The following is a 17,980-nucleotide window of genomic DNA, read 5'->3' on the forward strand; positions in this document are numbered from 1 at the left end:
ATGTAATAAAACTTTCTTATATAGGATATTGAACGAGTAATAGGATTATAGTTGCACTCCGTTCAAACAAGGGGTCGGCTACGGCCGGACGGATCGAGGGCCGACTAATTAGATCTCTGAGATGGGTCAGTCATCACCGGCCTCCACGCTATGCGTTTCGTGATTCGTGACGGTAGCCGAGATGTTCTTTCGCCTCGCGTCCCATCCCGAAAGGAAATAAACGATACCGGTCAGGAGGACGCTCCCAACGAGAAGTAGTGCGACGGCTGCCCAGATCGAGCGTCCCCAAATGGGGGAACCGTACCCCCACGTCAGGAGTAAGACCGTGGAAACTGCGACGACAGTGAGCGCGTAGTAAACCTGTGTTCGGACGTGGTCTATCAGGTCCGCTCCGGTGAACGTCGCCGCGAGTACCGTCGTTGGAGCAACTGGCGAAGAGTGATCTCCGAAGATGGCTCCTGAGAACGTTGCGCCGACGACGACAGCGACCATCGTGTGACTGGCGGTAAGCTCCCAGGCGAGCGGAACTGCGATGGGAGTCAGAACCGCCATAACGGCCCAAGAGTCGCCCATCGTAAACGCCATGAACGATCCAATCAGCAGAACAACGATGGGGAGCGTTTCAGGCGTCAATACCATCGTCGCGTACGTTGCAACGTATTCGCCAGTTCCCAGCTGTTCGACGACAGAGCCAATAGTCCACGCCAACACGAGGATCGTCAGCGGCGTCAGCATAATCTCAGTACCTCACAAAGCATCGCCGGCTAATCCGACTTGAGCCATCTGTTCTGTTGTGGTGAGTCGTCGATCACGGTTGAGCAACGCTGATCGAAGGCGGAGCTGTCGCTGTCGGCGGCGCTCAGCCGCCGACGCGACAGCGTTGCCACTTGCGGAGACGCCGTACTCGGTGGGTGACTACCGGTGGAACCGGTCGTCTGGTGGCCGGTTCGCGGGGACGGCCCGACGCACCGCGAGGGCCGTCCACGCTGCCCGTCGAACCATATTCACGAACTCCTTGTACGGCCACCACCAGAGGCGACGCCCGCCTCGGCGCGGCGTCGCCACGTATTCGTAGTGCAGATACCGCCACGTGTTCTGCAACAGCAGACTCACCACGACGTACAGCAGTCTCACCGTGGAGTCTCGCGTCGTTGTCGTCGCTATCGCTTGCTCAGACAACCGATAGCTCGACTCGATACCGAACCGTTTCGAGTAGTGGTATCGAGCGTCGCGTGGATTCTCGATGAACGGCGCGTCAGCGGCGTAGCCGTGACGCGCCACGCCGTGCTCGTCGTACCGTCCGTTCAGGTACGTACAGTCGATGTAGACGGGAAACTCGACGGTCCAGCTGTGACCGTCGAGTTTCCCCGTCAGATCGTGTTGGATGACGCGACTCCACCCTTCCGAGAGTTCCTGCTGAATCGCTTCACCCCACCGGATGATCGGGACAACGTAGGCGTAGTTGTGCGTCTGTAACAGCGTGAGACACTTGCTGTCGTAGAATCCGCGATCAAGATAGACGGCCTTGACGTCGGTGTCAAGGCCGTCGAGGACACCGAGGAACTCAGCGAGGACGCTGCTGGCGGTGTCGCCGTCTTCGAGACGGCGCACCGCCAGCGTGTAGCGTTTGTTCTTCACACGCGCGTAGAGTGTGGCGTAGGCGTGGAATGCGGTGGTTCCACGCTTGGCTTCCGAGTGATAGAGGTTCTCCGTGTCGTCTTCATCACCGTAGTAGGGCCGCAGGTGGAGGTCTGCGCAGACCTCCACCTGCTCGGGGAGCAGTTCGACGATGTCTCGGCGAAGAAGCGTGTTAGCGACGCGTTCGAGCCGTTCCGGCTCGAACTTCGTCCGTAGATGATAGAGAATCGTGTTCGCCGATGGGGAGTCTTCACTGGAGTTGCACAGCGTCGAGATCGAGGTCCCGTCGGCGGTCGCGCCGACGAGGACCTCGTAGATGTCCTCTGCACCGATTTCAGCGTTGTTGGCGAGGTTGAGAGAAACTTCCTCGTCAAGGCAGTTGACGAGGAAGTTAAGGAGCTGGTCCTCGTGAATCTCACTGTCTGCTTGCTGGGTCGTAGACACACCTTCAGCAAGCAGACGTTCTAACTAAGCGGCTTTGTGATGTACTGAATCTTAAATCCTTTCACGGAGGTGTCCACGCTCTCACCGACTGACATATAGTCGTAGAAGTATGCGTAGTACCACGTCGACCCGACCATCGCGAACGAACCAACGACGATGGTGAAAATGTAGTTCGCGTTGATCAGTATCTCTCGCAGTGTTCGTCCGGGTTCGTATCCCGTTATGATTGCACCGACCGTGACGACACCCAGAAGAACGAGGACGGGAACGAAAAACGTCCGGAGCATTCTCGGCGCTCCCTCGATAGGATCTCCCAGTTCCCCTTTTATGTCCTGCATCGGCTGTGCCTTTTCCCCGTTGACCTTCCCGGTTTCACGGGCACGATGTTCCGCAGACAGCATCGCACCGAAGTCGCGCTGGGTGACCACGATAATCCCAACCATGACGATCGCCAAGATAGAATACATGTTGAACGGGATGGATTTGATAAATATTAAGAAAGAAGACGGGACTTCACTGGCCGGAATATCCGTTGCTTCGTAGCCAGTGTTGATCATTGACATCTGGAAGGCGACCCACGAAGATAATGCAAGAGTCGAAACCGGTGCGGCCGTAGAGTCGACGATATAGGACAGCTTTTCGCGAGACATATTAAGCTCGTCCGAGATGTCTTTCATCGTCGTCCCAACGATCGCCGCGTTGGCGTAATCGTCGAAAAATAACCCGATGCCCATTAGCCACGCTGCCAGCCCGGCTTTTCGTTTGCTATCGACGTACTCAGTGACCTTCTCTGCGGCGGCGAGTGTCCCACCCAACTTCCAGATCATCGCAATAGCGGAACCTAAGAACAGAACTAAGAGGATGATCTGCATGTTGAACACGCTTTCACCGACTGACTCCGAGATCCACTGAAGCGCATCGATCGAACCCCAGAATCCAGCGATAATGATACCAACGACAATATTGAGCGGTTCGTAGGACGGGAGCCCGACCCCGTTAAAGAGACTTGCGGCGAGATCAACCCCATCGAAGTAGCGATAAATCGCGCCTCCGGACCAGACACCTAAAAACAGCCCGATAATCGCTTTCCGAGTTTTGATGGCGACACCGATCGCGAGTATCAGTGGCAACAGAGACCATGCACCGTATGTCGTGGCTGACATGGTCCAACATATGAGGGTTTCACACTATATAGTTTACTACTAGCGCACAATATGTGGTCTAAATTCTACAGATATGATTCTATTTGAACAGCATACAACATCGGGACAGTCGGGAACCGTCCCGCCACGACTTGCTTCGTCCGTCAAGCGCCGATGGAGCCGACGGTGATCGTAGTACTACACCATCCGTTCGATCGTCCTCTCGAGTACTCGTCCGCTCGTCACCCCGGAACCGTCCGCTCCGAATTTGACGGTGGGGGACCCCGTTCGACGCGGTTCGGTCGATATCGTTGGGTCGTCCGGATCGACTCGAGGGCAAGCAGTCCGAGAACCGGATCGGCCGACGAGAAACCCGACTACGGGGAAACCGTGTTTCTCGCGGTGGGCCACTCACTTCTCGAACGGACAGTGCCCGACGTTCCTCATGCCCGCACCACATCGGCGGGAGATTTCCGACACAGTACCGCTGCTATCGATTTCTATTTCTCCCTCATTATCGACCCAGAGTCAACTTAATAGGAGAATTATGAACAACGTTTAATAAGATTGGAAGCAATCACACCGTGTATGGATAACGAGGAATCCCACGGAGAGATCCGGCAGCGACACCGCCGCGCGATCGACGAAGCAACTGCGGAGATCACCTTCGGCGCTTGGATTGACGGCGAAACGCGATCGGCAAGCACCGGGGAGACCTTCCGGACGACGGACCCAGTGATCGACGAAACGATCGCAGAAGTCCCACGATGTACCAGCGAGGATATCGAGACTGCCGTCGACGCTGCACAATCCTCTTTCAAGGGAGAATGGAGCGATCTCGGAGTCACCGAGCGGTCCGCGTTGCTAAACGAGTGGGCCGATGAACTTTCGGCACACCGTGACACACTCGGTCTTCTCGAGAGCCTCGACACGGGGAAACCACTCGAATACGCAAAAGAAGAGATCGACGGTGCGGTCGCTTTCCTCTCGTATTATGCGGATATCGCACGGTCACACGGCGGAAAGCAGATCCCCGTTGACGGGGATTCCCTGGTGTATACACAACGCGAACCCTACGGAGTTTGTGGACAGATCACGCCGTGGAACTTCCCCCTCTATCTTCTATCGTGGAAAGTCGGCCCCGCGCTAGCGACCGGGAACACCGTCGTGATAAAACCCGCAGAACTCACACCGCTGACTGCTCTATACGCTGCTCAACTGTCCGAGGGCATTCTCCCTGACGGCGTTTTGAACGTCGTTCCCGGATACGGCGAAGAGGCCGGCGCTCCACTGACGGAACACGAAGACGTTCGCAAGCTCGCGTTCACTGGCGAGGATCTGACCGGAGAGACGATTATGAAGGCAGCCGCGGCCAACATCACACCGGTGACGCTTGAGCTCGGTGGGAAGAGCCCTATGATCGTGTTCCCCGATGCAGATGTCGAAACCGCTGCCGAAGCGGCCGCGGACGGCATCTTCTACAACACTGGGCAGGCGTGTGACGCCGCGTCGCGTATCCTCCTCCACGAGGACATTAAGGAGGAGTTCACGGAGGCGTTCCTCGACCACGCAGCCGACTACACCGTTGGCGATCCCCTCGAAGAGGGGACCATGATGGGCCCCCTGGCACATCAGGGCCAGTACGAGAAGGTCACGGACTATATCGAACTCGGGACAGAGGAAGGCGCAACCGTACTGACTGGGGGGAGCGCTCCAGACGATCCGGACCTCGAGGACGGATGGTTCATCGAGCCGACGATCTTCGACGACGTCAGTAACGATATGAGAATTGCACAGGAGGAGATCTTCGGCCCAGTCGAGTGTCTCCTCACGTTCTCCGACTACGACGAAGCGATCGAGATGGCTAACGATATCGAGTACGGGCTCGCGGGATACGTGATCACCGAAAACGCATCCCTCGCCCATCAGGCTGCTTCGGATATCGAAGCTGGACTGATCGCAGTTAACAAATACCCCGGCGACGACCTCGGTGTTCCGTTCGGCGGGTACAAACGCTCTGGAATCGGCCGTGAATGCGCTGAAGAAACGCTCGATCACTATACGCAGACGAAAACGGTCAACATGCGACTCGACGAGCCCGAGCTATAGCGACTGCGCCCGACAGCCACGATTCCGTCTTTTCACGGAGCAGCTACCGCTATTCGAACAGGGAGTCGATTGCGGGGATATCGGTTGCTTTCGTGTGGCCAGAAAGCGAGCCAACGGCCGGATGGCGAAGCGTGGATTCGAGTTGTACACCCCCGATCGGCGTTCGTTCAGGGACAGTCCCGGCAACGTCACCAAGGCGAGGCCGCCACGGGATGCGGGAGCCGACAGTCGACACCTGAAAATACGCGCGCTGGGCTCCCTGTCGAAGCAATCGTCCAACACACACCGTGCTTCGTTCGAGCCGGGAGTTGTCCAATAACTGTACTTCCAATAGAGCCGAACAGTGGGAACGGATCCTCGAGCGAGTCTCCCGTCGGAAACACCGCCGTTAAGCCCACCGACCGACAAGTCGTGCGTATGAGTCTCGAGACCATGCGGCCGAACCCCACGTGGGACGCGGCGTCCTACGAGGAGGCGGTCGAGACGCTCGCAGCGCACAACGACGAACTCGTGTACACCGTCTGGGGCGGGGACTGGTGTAAGGACTGTCGCGCTCTGTTGCCCGATTTCGGTGCAGCACTCGAGGCAGCCGAGGTCCCCGATGACCGTATCGAGGAGGTCAACGTCGATGAGGACAAGCAGGGACCGGGCGTCGAGGCGTACGACATCGAGTACATCCCGACGATCGTCGTCGAGACCGACGACGGCGAGGAGATCGTCCGGTTCGTCGAGGAAGAAGACGTGCCGCCGGCAGTCTGGCTGGCCGACCAGCTCGAGCGGGAACTGGCATAAGCGATCCCGACCGTCTCTGTTTTGCCGTTCGGTTGCTGTCTGCGCTGGCGCGTGGACACTGCCACCAGCGGCGCGTCTCGTCGCCAGGAAGGCCCCAGCACTATCCGTTCCGCCGTCGGACTGAAACGCTATGGCAGCCGACGGCGACGATTCGGTCCACTACGTGATCAGCGATCTCCACATCGGCGGCGACGAACAACTGGGAGAGGTCGACTTCCTCGACGAGTTGCTCGCCTTCCTCGAGCGGCTCGCGACGACCGACGAGGACGCGGAACTCGTCATCAACGGCGATGCGTTCGGGCTGTGGGAGTTCACCGAAGTCGACGGACCGGCGAAGTTCGATATCCTGACTGAGCGGTATCCCGAACTGTTCGAACAGTTACGCGAGACGGGCGATTCGGTGCCGATCACGCTGTTGCCGGGCAACCACGACAACGAACTCGCGGCGTACGACGAGTACGGCGAGCGACTGGCCGAATACAACGTCGACCTCGTCCGGGCCGAATCGCTCACCCGGTCGGTCGGCGACCGGACGATCTATTTCGAACACGGCCACCAGCGCGATCCCAACAATCGGTTCGAGGACTTCGGTAATCCGTCCGAGCGGCCGCTCGGCTACTACTACAACACCAACGTGACGAGCAGGGCCGGCCGCCTGTCCGAACGGGGGCGGTTCAACTGGTTGAAAGACGTGCAGGCGGTGACGCCGACCGAACGGGTCCCCAGCTGGCTCCTCTCCAAGTACTTCTATCGGGAGATGAATCCACTCCTTCGGTACGCCGTGATCCCGGTCCTGTTGTTGTTCAATATCAGCGTCCTGCTCGCGGTACTCGCCGGACTGGACGTCGCCGGCATCTGGACGATGCCCGTCGAGACGGCGGACGCGATACTCACCCGGCTGGGCCTCGTCGGGGAGGCGGTCCACTTCCTCCTCGTCGCTAACGCGGCGATCGCCGGTGTCCTGGTGCTTGCGGGCGTTCCGCTCTATTTCATCCTCCGCGATGTCGAGCGGACGGTCGACCGGTTCGGCGTGTTCGAGGCGGACCTCACCGTCGACCCCGACGAGCCGTACGCGGCCGCCGCCCGCGAGGTGTTCGCCGAACGTCCTGAGACGGCGGTTTTCTGTTACGGCCACACCCATCGCCCGCTGCTGAACGATGTCGAGGGCCGGTTGCTCGTCAACACCGGCACGTGGCTGAAGCGCCTCCACCGCCGCGACGTCGTCGCGGGGGTCCTCCCGCCGGTGTTCTACCCGTCCTATCAGCTGTGTGCCGTGCGGATCGCCGCCGAAGCCAACGGCGTGGCCGTCGAATTCGAGGAGATAGAGAAGGACGATCCGGGCGCCTCGGAGATCACCCGCACCGAACGCCTGCTCACGCTGGGCCGAGCCCCGACGCCGACCCTCCCCGATCGAGCGGTCGTCGCCGATGCGGACCGCGATCCGACGTTCGAGTCGGACGACTGAGCGGGCGAACGCCTCCCGCTCGGCCGATCAAAACGGGCTTTCGTCCTCCGCGAGCGTCCCCGCTCCCGAGCCTTCGACCGCCGCATGCTCTCCCAGCCACTCGAGCGCCTCGTCCACGTCGTGGGTCGGCGGCGAGCAGGTCCGATCGCGACAAACGTACAGCGTCGGCTCGCCGTCGCGGGCCTCGCGGCCGGCCCAGATCGGAGGCGCGTCCGCGAGCCCTAGCGTCTCGAGCCACGTCTCGAGGCCCGCCTCGGTCGGCGGTCGCAACGCGAACAGCCGATCGGGGAAGTACCGCGAGGCGAACGCCTCGCGCCACTCGGTCGGCAACTCGTCGGCCGCGACGGTCACCTCGAGCGCGCCGGCTTCGAACCGGTCGGCCCCGATGCAAAGCGTCGCGTGTTCGAGCGCGTTTGCCTCGAGTTCGTTCGCGTGCGTCTCGAGGACGGTCGCGGCGATTTCGCTGAAATCGTCGTCAGCGAACTCATCGAGGGCAAGCAGCGTTTCGACCGCCACGCCGGTCGACGAGGGCGTCGACTGGTCGCCCAGTTCCTGCGGTCGCGTCACGAGCGACTCGCCGCTCTCGGGCGTGAAATAGAGCGTCCCGCGGTCGGCGTCCCAGAACTCGGCCTCGATGACCCGGGCCAACTCGAGCGCGAAGGCGAGGTGGTCGACGTCGCCGGTGGCCTGATAGCAATCGAGTGCGCCCCGCGCGAGGAAGGCGTAGTCCTCGAGGTAGCCGTCGACCTTGACGTCACCAGCTTTGTAGCGCCGCGAGAGGCGCTGGCTCTCTGTATCCCAGAGTCGATCCCGGACGAACTCGAGGGCGTCGACCGCGGTTTCGGCGTACTCGTCCTCGCCGAGTACCAGCGCCGCCTCGGCGTAGGTCGAGATCATCAGCCCGTTCCAGCCCGCCAGTATTTTCTCGTCGCGGTCCGGCCGGGGCCGCTCCTCGCGGGCCTCGAACAGCCGCTTCCGGGCCGAGTCGAGTCGCTTCAAGACCTCGCTCTCCGCGAGGTCGAACTGCGAGGCCAGCTCAGACACCCGGGCGATACGGTTGGGCTGGTTCTGCCCCTCGAAGTTGCCCGATTCCGTGATGTCGTACCGGGCACAGAACAGCGAGGCGTCGGTCTCGTCCGCAATGACGTCGTGGACCTCCTCGGGGGTCCAGACGTAGAACGCGCCCTCCTCGCGCTCGCCCGTTTCGGGATCCTCGCTCTGGGCGTCGAGGGTGCTGAAGAAGCCGCCCTCGTCGTGGGTCAGCTCCCGATCGACGAACGCCAGCGTGTCCGCGACGGTCTCGGCATAGCGGTCCTCGCCGGTAAGCTGGTAGCCCGCGAGGAAGGCCCGTGGGATCTCCGCGTTGTCGTAGAGCATCTTCTCGAAGTGGGGGACCGTCCAGTCCCGGTCGACGCAGTAGCGATGAAAGCCGCCGCCGACGTGGTCGGCGAGTCCGCCGGCGGCCATCGCGTCCAGCGTCTCCTCGAGTACCTCGCGGTACTCCTCGCGGCCGGTGCGGTCGTACGTCCGCGCGAGGACACGCAGCCGCGAGGGCTGGGGGAACTTCTGCCCGGTGCCGAACCCGCCGTACTGGCGATCCGCACTCCGGAGGACGGCGTCGGCGGCCGTCTCGAGAACGTCGCTCGAGGGTGGCTCCGCAGCGACGCCGGCGTCGACCCCCGCGGAATCCGGCGTCTCCTCGAGGCGGTCTTTGGCGGCGTCGGTCCACTGCTGGGCGCGGTGTTGCATCTCCTCGCGGTCCTCCTCGCTTTCCCAGGAGTCGCTGATCCGCTGACAGAGGTCCGGAAAGCCGGGCTGACCCCGCTCGCCATCCCGCGGGAAGTAGGTCCCGATGAAGAAGGGCTTGCCCTCGGGGGTGAGCCACGCCGAGAGCGGCCAGCCGCCCTGTCCGCGGACGAGCTGACAGACGGTCATGTAGATGCTGTCGACGTCCGGGCGCTCCTCGCGGTCGACCTTGATCGGGACGAAGTTCTCGTTGAGTATCTCGGCGACGGCCTCGTCGGCGAAGCTCTCCTCTTCCATGACGTGACACCAGTGACACGCCGAGTAGCCGATCGAGAGGAAGATGGGCACGTCGCGCTCTTTCGCGGCCGCGAGGGCCTGCTCGTCCCACGGCTGCCAGTTGACGGGGTTGTCCGCGTGCTGGCGCAGGTAGGGGCTTTCCTCCTCGTCGAGCCGGTTGCGCCGTGTCGGGTCGGTCATGGCTCGCCCTACGGCCGGCCGCTGTAAAAGGCCGGCGTGCCCGCCGCTCGTCGGCGACTAGCGGATGGCATCGCTATCGGAGCCACTGAAACGATTCGCCCACTGAGTTACGACTCGCGCGCGTAAACACCGCCAGTTCGGAACCCGATACCGACTGGCTCCGAGACGGTGCCGCTGCCTCCGTTCGCGGCCCCGCGCTGGACGTGTCGGATTCGCATTAGGGATCGTCCGATTCGGAACCGTCGTCGAAACCACCGCGACGCATCATGTCCGACGGATCGAACGGGACGAGGGCCCCGGCGATTTCGCCGCTGGGGTACGCTTCCGTATGAACGTTCACGTACGCCTCGCCGGCCTCGAGCTTGCCGAGCAGATCGTCGACGGTCTCCGATTCGGCCTCCGGCACGCGTCCCTCCGCGACAGCCTCGTCGGTGATCGTCCCGGCGTCCAAGATCCCGGAGAAACGGCCCTCCTCGAGGCGTTCGTCTTGCGTCAGGAAATCGTACAGCCAGACGGCGATCGGGCCGAGGGTCTCGTCCTCGTGAACGTGGCCCATAAACGCGTTCTCGAGGTTCGAGACCTGGAGAACGAACTTCAGCCCGTCCTGCCGTTCCTGAACCAACGCCGTTCCCCGTGCGTCCGTCTCGACACCCTCTCGGGGCTCGAGAGTTGCGACGAAGAGGCCGGAAGGGGAAGACCGCTGGCCGTCTCCGGGGTCGTCACCGTGGTTCCCGTCGCCGTTACGGTGGTCCTCGGCCGCTGCGACGCCGATACCGGTCGTACCGGCACCGAGAAGGGCGAGTCCTTTCAGCGCTGTCCGTCGAGTGGAATCGGGTTCGTGCATCGCGTTGGCACCTCCCGGCAACGAACGACGTGGGACACCATAGTTCTCACACACCAACGCGATACGTCCGACAGTAATCCGACGGTCTCCGCGCTGCAATCGCCCGTTTATCGCCGCCTGCGGCCAGACGGGCAACTGCGGTGACCGAACGGCAAACTGAAAACCGAATCCGTCGGTCTCGAGGTCGCTACTGCGTCTTTTCCTGCAGCAGTCGTCGGAGTACGAGGTGAAGAACGCCACCGTTCTCGACGTACTCGACAGCCATCGGCGTGTCGACCTGTGCGGTGACCTCGAACTCGGTGACGGTGCCGTCGTCGGCTTCGGCGGTCACGGTCAGCTCAGCGTTGGGCTCGAGACCGTCCTCTAAGCCCTCGATTTCGAAGTACTCGTCGCCCTCGAGGCCGAGTTCCTCCCAGCCCTCGCCGTCCTGGAACTGCAGGGGCAAGACGCCCATGCCGATGAGGTTGTCACGGTAGATCCGCTCGTAGCTCTTGCCGATGGTCGCGCGGATCCCGAGCAGGTCGGTCCCTTTCGCGGCCCAGTCACGGCTCGAGCCGGTCCCGAGTTCTTCGCCGGCCATGACGATCAGCGGCGTGTCTTCCTCGCGGTAGCGCTCGGATGCTTCGAAGACGGTGGTCTCCTCGCCGGTCGGGTGGTGGATGGTGTAGCCACCCTCCTTGCCGTCCAGCAGTTCGTTTTTGATGCGGACGTTCGCGAAGGTGCCACGCATCATGACCTCGTGGTTGCCACGGCGCGAGCCGTAGGTGTTGAACTCGTAGGGCTCGACGCCGCGCTCTTTGAGCCACTGGCCGGCTGGCAGGTCCTCGCCGAACGGTCCGGCGGGGCTGATGTGGTCGGTCGTGACGGTGTCACCGAGCGTCAACAGTGCGCGGGCGTCCTCGACGTTGTCGACGCCGGGTTTCTCGAGCGGGAAGTCCTGGAAGAACGGCGGCTCGCGGATGTACGTCGATTCGGGGTCCCAGTCGTAGACCGCGCCGGTCGGTGCGTCGAGTGCCTCCCAGCGCTCGTCGCCCTCGTAGACGCTGGCGTACTTCTCCTCGAACATCTCCGGCGAGACGCTGTCGTGGATCGTGTCGCGGATCTCCTCGGTGTCGGGCCAGATGTCCTCGAGGTAGACCGCCTCGCCGTCGTCGTCGGTGCCGATCGGCTCGTTCTCGAGGTCGATATCCATCCGTCCCGCGAGGCCGTAGGCGACGACCAGCGGCGGGCTGGCGAGATAGTTGGCCTTGATTTTCGGGTGGATGCGGGCCTCGAAGTTCCGATTGCCGGAGAGGACGCTCGTCGTCCAGAGATCGTGTTCGTCGATGGCGTTCTCGATCGGCTCCGGGAGCGGCCCGGAGTTCCCGATACAGGTCGTACAGCCGTAGCCGACGACGTGATAGCCCAGTTCCTCCAGATCGTCGAGTAGCTCCGCTCGCTCGAGGTACTCCGTGACGACGCGGCTTCCGGGCGCGAGGCTCGTCTTGACGTAGTCGGGCACCGCGAGTCCCCGTTCGGCCGCGTTACGGGCCAGCAAGCCGGCACCGACCATTACGGACGGGTTCGATGTGTTCGTACAGGACGTGATCGCGCTGACGAGGACGTCGCCGTGACCGATCTCGATCTCGGTGCCGTCCTCGAGTTCGACGGGTACTTTCTCGTCGAGCGGGAGTCCCGGTCCAGCGTCGGTCGCGTCCGCCGCGCTCGCGCCGCTGCCGTCGCCGATCGCCGGCTCGCCGCCGGGACCGATGACGCCCTCCTCCTCGAGCAGGGCCGGGAAGTGGTCATCGAGGTCGCCCATCGGGATTCGGTCGTGGGGCTTCTTGTGGCCCGCGAGGCTGGGTTCGACGTCGCCGAGGTCGAAGTCGACGGTCTCCGTGTACTCCGGTTCCTGTTCGCCGAACAGCCCCTGTGCCTCGAGGTACTCGCGGACGAGTTCGATATGGTCCTCGTCGCGACCAGTGAGTTCGAGGTACTCGAGGGTCTTTTCGTCGACGGGGAACATGCTGATGGTCGAGCCCTGTTCGGGCGCCATGTTCGAGATGGTTGCCCGGTCCGCCACGGAGAGTTCCGAGACGCCGGGACCGTAGAATTCGACGAACTTGTCGACGACGCCGACCTCACGGAGCCGCTCGGTAATGTGCAACACGAGGTCCGTCGCCGTCGCACCGTCGGGGAGATCGCCCGACAGACGGACGCCGACGACTTCCGGCAGGCTCATGTTGATCGGCTGGCCGAGCAGCGCGGCCTCGGCCTCGATACCGCCGACACCCCAGCCGACGGATCCGATACCGCCGATCATCGGGGTGTGGCTGTCGGTGCCGACGAGCGTGTCGGGCACGAGCCACTGCTCGCCGTCGACTTCGCGCTCGTGGACGACGCGGCCGAGGTGTTCCAGGTTGACCTGGTGGACGATCCCGGTTCCCGGCGGGACGACGTTGAACTCGTCGAACGCCTGTTCGGCCCACTTGATCGCGCGGTATCGCTCCTCGTTACGTTCGTACTCGATTTCGACGTTCTTCTCGTATGCGTCGTCGCTGCCGAAGTGGTCGACCTGGACGCTGTGGTCGATCACGAGGTCACAGGGGACTTCGGGTTCGACGACCGTCGGGTCGACGCCCTTGCGATCGGCCGCGGAGCGCAGCGCCGCGAGGTCGACGACCGCCGGCACGCCGGTCAGGTCCTGCAGGACGACCCGCGAGACGGTAAACGGCACCTCGGCGTCCGGGACGTCGGGTTCCCACGAGGCCGCCGCCCGGACGGCGTCGTCATCGATCGTCTCCCCGTCGGCGTTACGCAACACCGACTCGAGCAGGATCCGGATGCTCACCGGCAGTTTCTCGAGGTCACAGAGGCCCCGCTCCTCGAGGACCGTGAGATCGGCCATCTTGTACGTCTCGCCGTCGTGTTCGAACTCCCGGATCGCGTCCGAGAAATCGTCAGTTGCCATGACCGGAATTGGGGCCCCCGTGATTTGAATCCGTCGAGAACCGCAAGTATGTCGGCCTGGACCCGTTATTTGTCGGTGTGCCGGTTGACCACTGCCGGACGGTGGCAACGGGAGTCGCGAGTCGCCGGGACGGATCGGTCGGGGCACGGATCGAATCGGAGTCCGCCACGACAGTTCCGAATCGGCTGTGTACACCTGTCGCGTTGACACGTACGCGAATCGGCTCCCGCAGAGTCGTCTCACCGACTCGTCGAATCCCGGTGTGAAACGGGCCGTTTCTTCGAAACGATGGCGATCGCCGGCCGCTCTATCGTCCAAGACCGGGCGTTCGACCGAACGTGGACTCGGCATCGGCTTGGGATCTCGTCTACGGAACTCCGCGTCGAGAGCGACGGCCGGAACCGTCACCGACTGTGAACAAAAGGGGTAAATCGAAAACCGAGCGGGTTAGTTGCCGCCGTCGGTCTCGTTGCCGCCGCCCATCCCGTCGTCTTCTTCGTCCGCCGCGGGTTCGCCGCCGTCGCCGCCATCGCCACCATCGTCGCCGTCGCCACCGTCACCGCCGTCGCCACCGTCACCGCCGGTTTCGCCTGGGGTGGCCTCGACCATGTCCAGTTCCGCGTTGCGGAACTGTCCGTCCGCACCCATCGTCTCGCTATCGCCGGCACTGAGGTCGACGTCTTCGGTCATCAGGAAGCCCAGCGACGGCGCGGAGCCGCCGACGTCGTAGTTGATGAGGTAGACGTCCCAGTCGTCGGGCGTGTCGAACTCGTCTTCGGCACCGATCTCCTGGAACAGTTCGTCTTTCGTGCCGTCGTTCAGCGCCGACGCGACGGTGAAGTCGACGCCGGGTTCGTAGTCATCGCCGAACACGACCACGCTTCCGCTCCCGCCGTCGTCTTGAGCGGTCGCAGTCCCCGCGCCCGCAGTCCCGAGCGCTACTGCGCCCGCCGTGAGCGCACTCTTTTTCATGAACGATCGCCGCGAATCGCCGAATAATCCACTGTCAGTTTCTTCTGTCATGTCTCTCACGTTGGGTTCCCTTGTTCGGGGTAGACAGTCCTTGGCCGAATTTTCGCATAAGTCGGGGCTATCGTTTCACCGTCTACGAGGGGTTTCGACGGGTAAATGTCCTCGAGAGCCCTTCGAGAGCGTGATATCGTCGCTCTCAGCCGACGTGGGCCGACCTATCAACAATGATCGTTTTTCGGGCGGCACTGAGTGTCCCACGCGCTGTTCGCATTCGTTAAAACCGACCGATCGGACGGCGAAACTGGGCGCGTCGAACGCAGCCCGCTTCTATCGACCGCCGGCGATTCGGTGCCGGAGCGTCGTCACTCGCCGTGATCCCGATGCGGGGGACAACTCGGGACGAGTCATCCGGGGAAACAGATGCTTGTCTTGAACGGTCACTCGAGAGCGCACCGCACAAGAATCCTCACGAGCCGTACCTGTCATAGGAACGAACTAACACAACAGCTGTCGGTATCGACGGCCGATCGTACTGGCTGCAGTCCAGCGCGGCCACCGAACGCGGAAACGAGACGGGCCATCGCGTTCACACGCCGGTCCCAGCCGCTACCGCCGCGATCGCTCTCACCCGCCGACCCCGACTCAAACGACGTATTACGCGTCCGAGTCGGGGGAAAAACGACGCTTCGAACCGGTTTCGGCCGTCTCAGTCCCGACGGACGTACTCGAGGAAGGCGAACCCGTCCCGATCGTCGCGGGAGACGACGTCCCACTCGGACCGGTCCCACTCCGGAAAGGAGGTGTCGCCCTCGGGGTCGTCGTGGATCTCGGTCACGATCAGCCGGTCGAGCGCGGGCAGGAACTGTTCGTAGACGGTCGCGCCGCCCGCGACGAAGATCCGGTCTGCGTCGTCGTGGCGCTCGCGCGCGGCCGTCTCCGCCCGCTCGAGGGCCGACTCGAGATCGTGGGCGACCACGGCTCCCTCGGGCGTCTCGAGGTCCCGGCTCGTCAGGACGACCGTCGTCCGGCCGGGCAGCGGTTCGCCGAGCGTCTCGAGGATCCCCTCGTAGGTCACCCGACCCATGATGACCGGGTGGCCCATCGTGGTCTCCTTGAAGTGCTGCAGGTCCGCGGGAACGTGCCACGGCATATCGCCGTCCCTGCCGATAACGCCGTTCTCGGCGACGGCGACGATGCCGACGAGTTCGCGGGCGGGCTCGAGGGCGGCCGCCGCCTCGGTCACGTCGCGGTCCTCGCTCATTCGGCCACCGAGAACTCGATGCCGTCGTGGGACTCGTACTCCCGAAGCTCGACGTCCTCGTAGCCCAGTTCGTCGATCGAGACGTCGGCGACTGCGAGCGTCGGGCGCTCGAGCGGTTCGCGCGATAGCTGCTCGAGCAGGCCCGGCACGTGATCGAGGCGTTCGTCACCCTCGGCCTCGGCAGGGGCTTCGGACTCGAGCCACTCCTTGATCTCGAGGTAGTCCGCCCGCTCGTCGACGTCGGCCAGCCGCGACTGGAGGGGCTCGAGGTTATCGGCGTACCAGTCGCCCCGGTCGCCGCGGCCGCAGTAGACGTGGGTGTCGACGACGGTGTGGGCGAAGGTGCCGGGTTCGAAGCCGGTCTGCTGGGCGATCACTTTCGTCAGGAGCGCGTAGGCCGCGATGTTGAAGGGGATGCCGAGCGCGGTGTCGCCGGAGCGCTGCGTGAGATGGCAGTTCAGCCGGTCGCCCTGCACGTTGAAGACGAAGCTATAGTGACAGGGCGGCAGCGTCGAGACGGCTGCGTTGGCGGGATGCCAGGCGTTGACCACCAGCCGCCGGGAGTTCGGCGAGTCCGAGAGCGTGTCGATCACGTACTGGAGCTGATCGAAGGTCCGACGACCGTCCGCCTCCTCGGTGACCCACTGGTGGGCCGCGTCGGGCCAGGATTCGCCCTCGAGACGGGCGTCGTCCTCGGGCACGGGAAACCGCCGCCAGAAGCGGCCGTAGGCGGTATCGAGACGGCCTTCGTCGTCGGCCCAGGCGTCCCAGATCTTGGTCTCCTCGCGGAGGTCGCGGATGTGTTCCTCGCCGGAGAGATACCAGCAGACTTCATGCAGCATCGAGTTCCAGCGGTAGCCGTCCATCTCCTTGGTCGTGAGCAGGGGATACCCTTCCTGCAGGTCGACCTCGTAGTGTTCGCTGAACGACGAGATCGTGTCGACGCCGGTCCGGTTGGGCTTGTGAGTGCCCTCCGAGAGGACCGTGTCGACCAACTCGAGATACTGTTGCATTGCCCGTACCGTAGCGACCGGACGACTATAATAACCACCATCCGGAAACCATCAGGCCGGGAACAGGATCGATGACGGTCTCGTCGATTTCGTCATCCCGTCGGCCCGGACGGTGGTGTCGTACCGTTTCGGATGCCGTAAGGTAAACTCCGCAGCTTCAGGACCTGAAGCCGCGTGTGCGTCAGTTCGAGTCGACGACGGAGTCGGGACAGGCCGCCGCTCGTCCCTCGAGGGTGGCTGGCTCGCCTTCGAGGCGGTACGTGAAGTCGTAGGCCATGCTGCCGCCGGAACCGGGAACGACGGCGATTTTGCCGGTTCGCTCGTCCCCGGCACAGTCGGCCGCGTCGACACCGTCGGGGAACGCGAACGGCGCGTAGGTCGTTTCGAACGGTTTAGTCTCGCCCGGCGGGACGACGAGATCGGTTCTCGACGGTGAGAGCGGCCGATTCTCCTCGATACCGATGACGCCCGGCCCCGGATCGAACGTCGACGGGTCGAACGAGTCGGCCTGTGGATCGACCGTCGGGTTCGGAACGTCGCCGTAGATCGCGACGAAGCGCGCGAGAAGCGGCGCATCGCCCTGGTTCTCGAGCGTGAACCTGGCGCGACCGTCCGGGAGCGGTTCGACGGCTCTCATCACGCCGTGGATCACTTCCCAGACGGAGAGGTGCGCCGTCCCGTCCGGCGTCTCGGCTCGGACGCGAAGTCCCGGATAACTGGAGGAGACCGTCTCGAGCCGATTCGGGAAGATCACGGGGAAGCGAACGGTTCCGACCGGTCCCTCAACGCGATCGAATTCCTCGTCGGTCGTGGAATCGACGAGGATCGCCCGCTCTACGTCGACGTCATCGCGGAACTGGACGAGGAGATCCGTCTCTTCGTACCAGTACTCTTCGAACACGTCGTCGGTCTCCAACCCCGACCGGGTGAGCGGAAGCGACTCGGTACAGCCGGCTGAGAGGAGGACACCACTAGTGGCGAGGGTCTGCAGGAACGGGCGGCGGTTCATGAACGGAATATCACAACCAAGCGGCATATATTTTCTATCGATTCGAGCGGGACGCGATCGGTCGCGTAGCCATGATCGTGTATACTTTCGGCTCGAAGAAAGAGCAAGGCTTACAGGT

At 63.1% G+C, this 17,980-nt stretch carries 13 protein-coding genes; 3 read left to right on the forward strand and 10 right to left on the reverse strand.

Annotation, left to right across the window (positions count from 1 at the left end; all coding sequences use genetic code 11):
* Nucleotides 1-126: 126 nt before the first annotated feature.
* From NATPE_RS11695 to NATPE_RS11705, 3 genes are all read right to left on the reverse strand, one after another.
* On the reverse strand, nt 127-735 hold the full coding sequence (locus NATPE_RS11695) for a Na+/H+ antiporter NhaC-like protein (RefSeq protein ID WP_006181678.1): 609 nt from the start codon (nt 733-735) through the stop codon (nt 127-129).
* 180 nt (nt 736-915) lie between these two features.
* Complete coding sequence (locus NATPE_RS11700; protein WP_012289254.1) at nt 916-2,082, reverse strand: ISH3-like element ISH27-2 family transposase; 1,167 nt, start codon at nt 2,080-2,082, stop codon at nt 916-918.
* A gap of 20 nt (nt 2,083-2,102) precedes the next feature.
* Nucleotides 2,103-3,245 (reverse strand): Na+/H+ antiporter NhaC family protein, encoded by a 1,143-nt coding sequence (locus NATPE_RS11705; protein WP_241432757.1) that lies wholly within the window; start codon nt 3,243-3,245, stop codon nt 2,103-2,105.
* Between the two features lie 567 nt (nt 3,246-3,812).
* Here NATPE_RS11705 and NATPE_RS11710 point away from each other — a divergent pair.
* The 3 genes from NATPE_RS11710 (at nt 3,813) to NATPE_RS11720 (ending at nt 7,590) form a co-directional block, all read left to right on the forward strand.
* Nucleotides 3,813-5,333 carry an aldehyde dehydrogenase family protein gene (locus NATPE_RS11710; protein ID WP_006181680.1) on the forward strand — a complete coding sequence of 507 codons (1,521 nt, stop codon included), beginning with the start codon at nt 3,813-3,815 and terminating at the stop codon, nt 5,331-5,333.
* Between the two features lie 417 nt (nt 5,334-5,750).
* Nucleotides 5,751-6,125 carry a TlpA family protein disulfide reductase gene (locus tag NATPE_RS11715; RefSeq protein ID WP_006181681.1) on the forward strand — a complete coding sequence of 125 codons (375 nt, stop codon included), beginning with the start codon at nt 5,751-5,753 and terminating at the stop codon, nt 6,123-6,125.
* Nucleotides 6,126-6,255: 130 nt separating this feature from the next.
* Nucleotides 6,256-7,590 carry a metallophosphoesterase gene (locus NATPE_RS11720; protein WP_006181682.1) on the forward strand — a complete coding sequence of 445 codons (1,335 nt, stop codon included), beginning with the start codon at nt 6,256-6,258 and terminating at the stop codon, nt 7,588-7,590.
* Between the two features lie 27 nt (nt 7,591-7,617).
* On the opposite strand, the gene NATPE_RS11725 is transcribed toward NATPE_RS11720, so the two are convergent.
* The 7 genes from NATPE_RS11725 to NATPE_RS11755 all read right to left on the reverse strand — a co-directional run bounded on the left by NATPE_RS11725 (nt 7,618) and on the right by NATPE_RS11755 (nt 17,862).
* Nucleotides 7,618-9,813, reverse strand: coding sequence for a thioredoxin domain-containing protein (locus NATPE_RS11725; RefSeq protein ID WP_006181683.1), 2,196 nt, complete (start codon nt 9,811-9,813; stop codon nt 7,618-7,620).
* A 217-nt stretch (nt 9,814-10,030) separates the two neighbouring features.
* Nucleotides 10,031-10,657: a CHRD domain-containing protein gene (locus NATPE_RS11730; RefSeq protein ID WP_006181684.1), complete on the reverse strand. Its 627-nt coding sequence runs from the start codon at nt 10,655-10,657 to the stop codon at nt 10,031-10,033.
* A 187-nt stretch (nt 10,658-10,844) separates the two neighbouring features.
* On the reverse strand, nt 10,845-13,607 hold the full coding sequence (acnA, locus tag NATPE_RS11735) for an aconitate hydratase AcnA (protein WP_006181685.1): 2,763 nt from the start codon (nt 13,605-13,607) through the stop codon (nt 10,845-10,847).
* Between the two features lie 447 nt (nt 13,608-14,054).
* On the reverse strand, nt 14,055-14,630 hold the full coding sequence (locus NATPE_RS11740; RefSeq protein WP_244880094.1) for a twin-arginine translocation signal domain-containing protein: 576 nt from the start codon (nt 14,628-14,630) through the stop codon (nt 14,055-14,057).
* Between the two features lie 655 nt (nt 14,631-15,285).
* On the reverse strand, nt 15,286-15,840 hold the full coding sequence (locus NATPE_RS11745; protein WP_015299074.1) for a dihydrofolate reductase: 555 nt from the start codon (nt 15,838-15,840) through the stop codon (nt 15,286-15,288).
* On the reverse strand, nt 15,837-16,853 hold the full coding sequence (thyA, locus tag NATPE_RS11750) for a thymidylate synthase (protein ID WP_006181687.1): 1,017 nt from the start codon (nt 16,851-16,853) through the stop codon (nt 15,837-15,839). Before thyA ends, NATPE_RS11745 begins: the two co-directional genes overlap by 4 nt.
* 181 nt (nt 16,854-17,034) lie before the next feature.
* Nucleotides 17,035-17,862 (reverse strand): hypothetical protein, encoded by an 828-nt coding sequence (locus NATPE_RS11755; RefSeq protein WP_015299075.1) that lies wholly within the window; start codon nt 17,860-17,862, stop codon nt 17,035-17,037.
* Nucleotides 17,863-17,980: the final 118 nt, after the last annotated feature.

Origin of the sequence: Natrinema pellirubrum DSM 15624 (assembly GCF_000230735.2) — an archaeon.
In the GTDB taxonomy this organism is placed as follows: Archaea; Halobacteriota; Halobacteria; order Halobacteriales; family Natrialbaceae; genus Natrinema; species Natrinema pellirubrum.

Coding starts and splice junctions, on each gene's coding strand:
- NATPE_RS11695 (WP_006181678.1), bottom strand. CDS start 735: ATGCTGACGCCGCTGACGATCCTCGTGTTGGCGTGGACTATTGGCTCT.
- NATPE_RS11705 (WP_241432757.1), bottom strand. CDS start 3,245: ATGTCAGCCACGACATACGGTGCATGGTCTCTGTTGCCACTGATACTC.
- NATPE_RS11710 (WP_006181680.1), top strand. CDS start 3,813: ATGGATAACGAGGAATCCCACGGAGAGATCCGGCAGCGACACCGCCGC.
- NATPE_RS11715 (WP_006181681.1), top strand. CDS start 5,751: ATGAGTCTCGAGACCATGCGGCCGAACCCCACGTGGGACGCGGCGTCC.
- NATPE_RS11720 (WP_006181682.1), top strand. CDS start 6,256: ATGGCAGCCGACGGCGACGATTCGGTCCACTACGTGATCAGCGATCTC.
- NATPE_RS11725 (WP_006181683.1), bottom strand. CDS start 9,813: ATGACCGACCCGACACGGCGCAACCGGCTCGACGAGGAGGAAAGCCCC.
- NATPE_RS11730 (WP_006181684.1), bottom strand. CDS start 10,657: ATGCACGAACCCGATTCCACTCGACGGACAGCGCTGAAAGGACTCGCC.
- acnA (WP_006181685.1), bottom strand. CDS start 13,607: ATGGCAACTGACGATTTCTCGGACGCGATCCGGGAGTTCGAACACGAC.
- NATPE_RS11740 (WP_244880094.1), bottom strand. CDS start 14,630: ATGACAGAAGAAACTGACAGTGGATTATTCGGCGATTCGCGGCGATCG.
- NATPE_RS11745 (WP_015299074.1), bottom strand. CDS start 15,840: ATGAGCGAGGACCGCGACGTGACCGAGGCGGCGGCCGCCCTCGAGCCC.
- thyA (WP_006181687.1), bottom strand. CDS start 16,853: ATGCAACAGTATCTCGAGTTGGTCGACACGGTCCTCTCGGAGGGCACT.
- NATPE_RS11755 (WP_015299075.1), bottom strand. CDS start 17,862: ATGAACCGCCGCCCGTTCCTGCAGACCCTCGCCACTAGTGGTGTCCTC.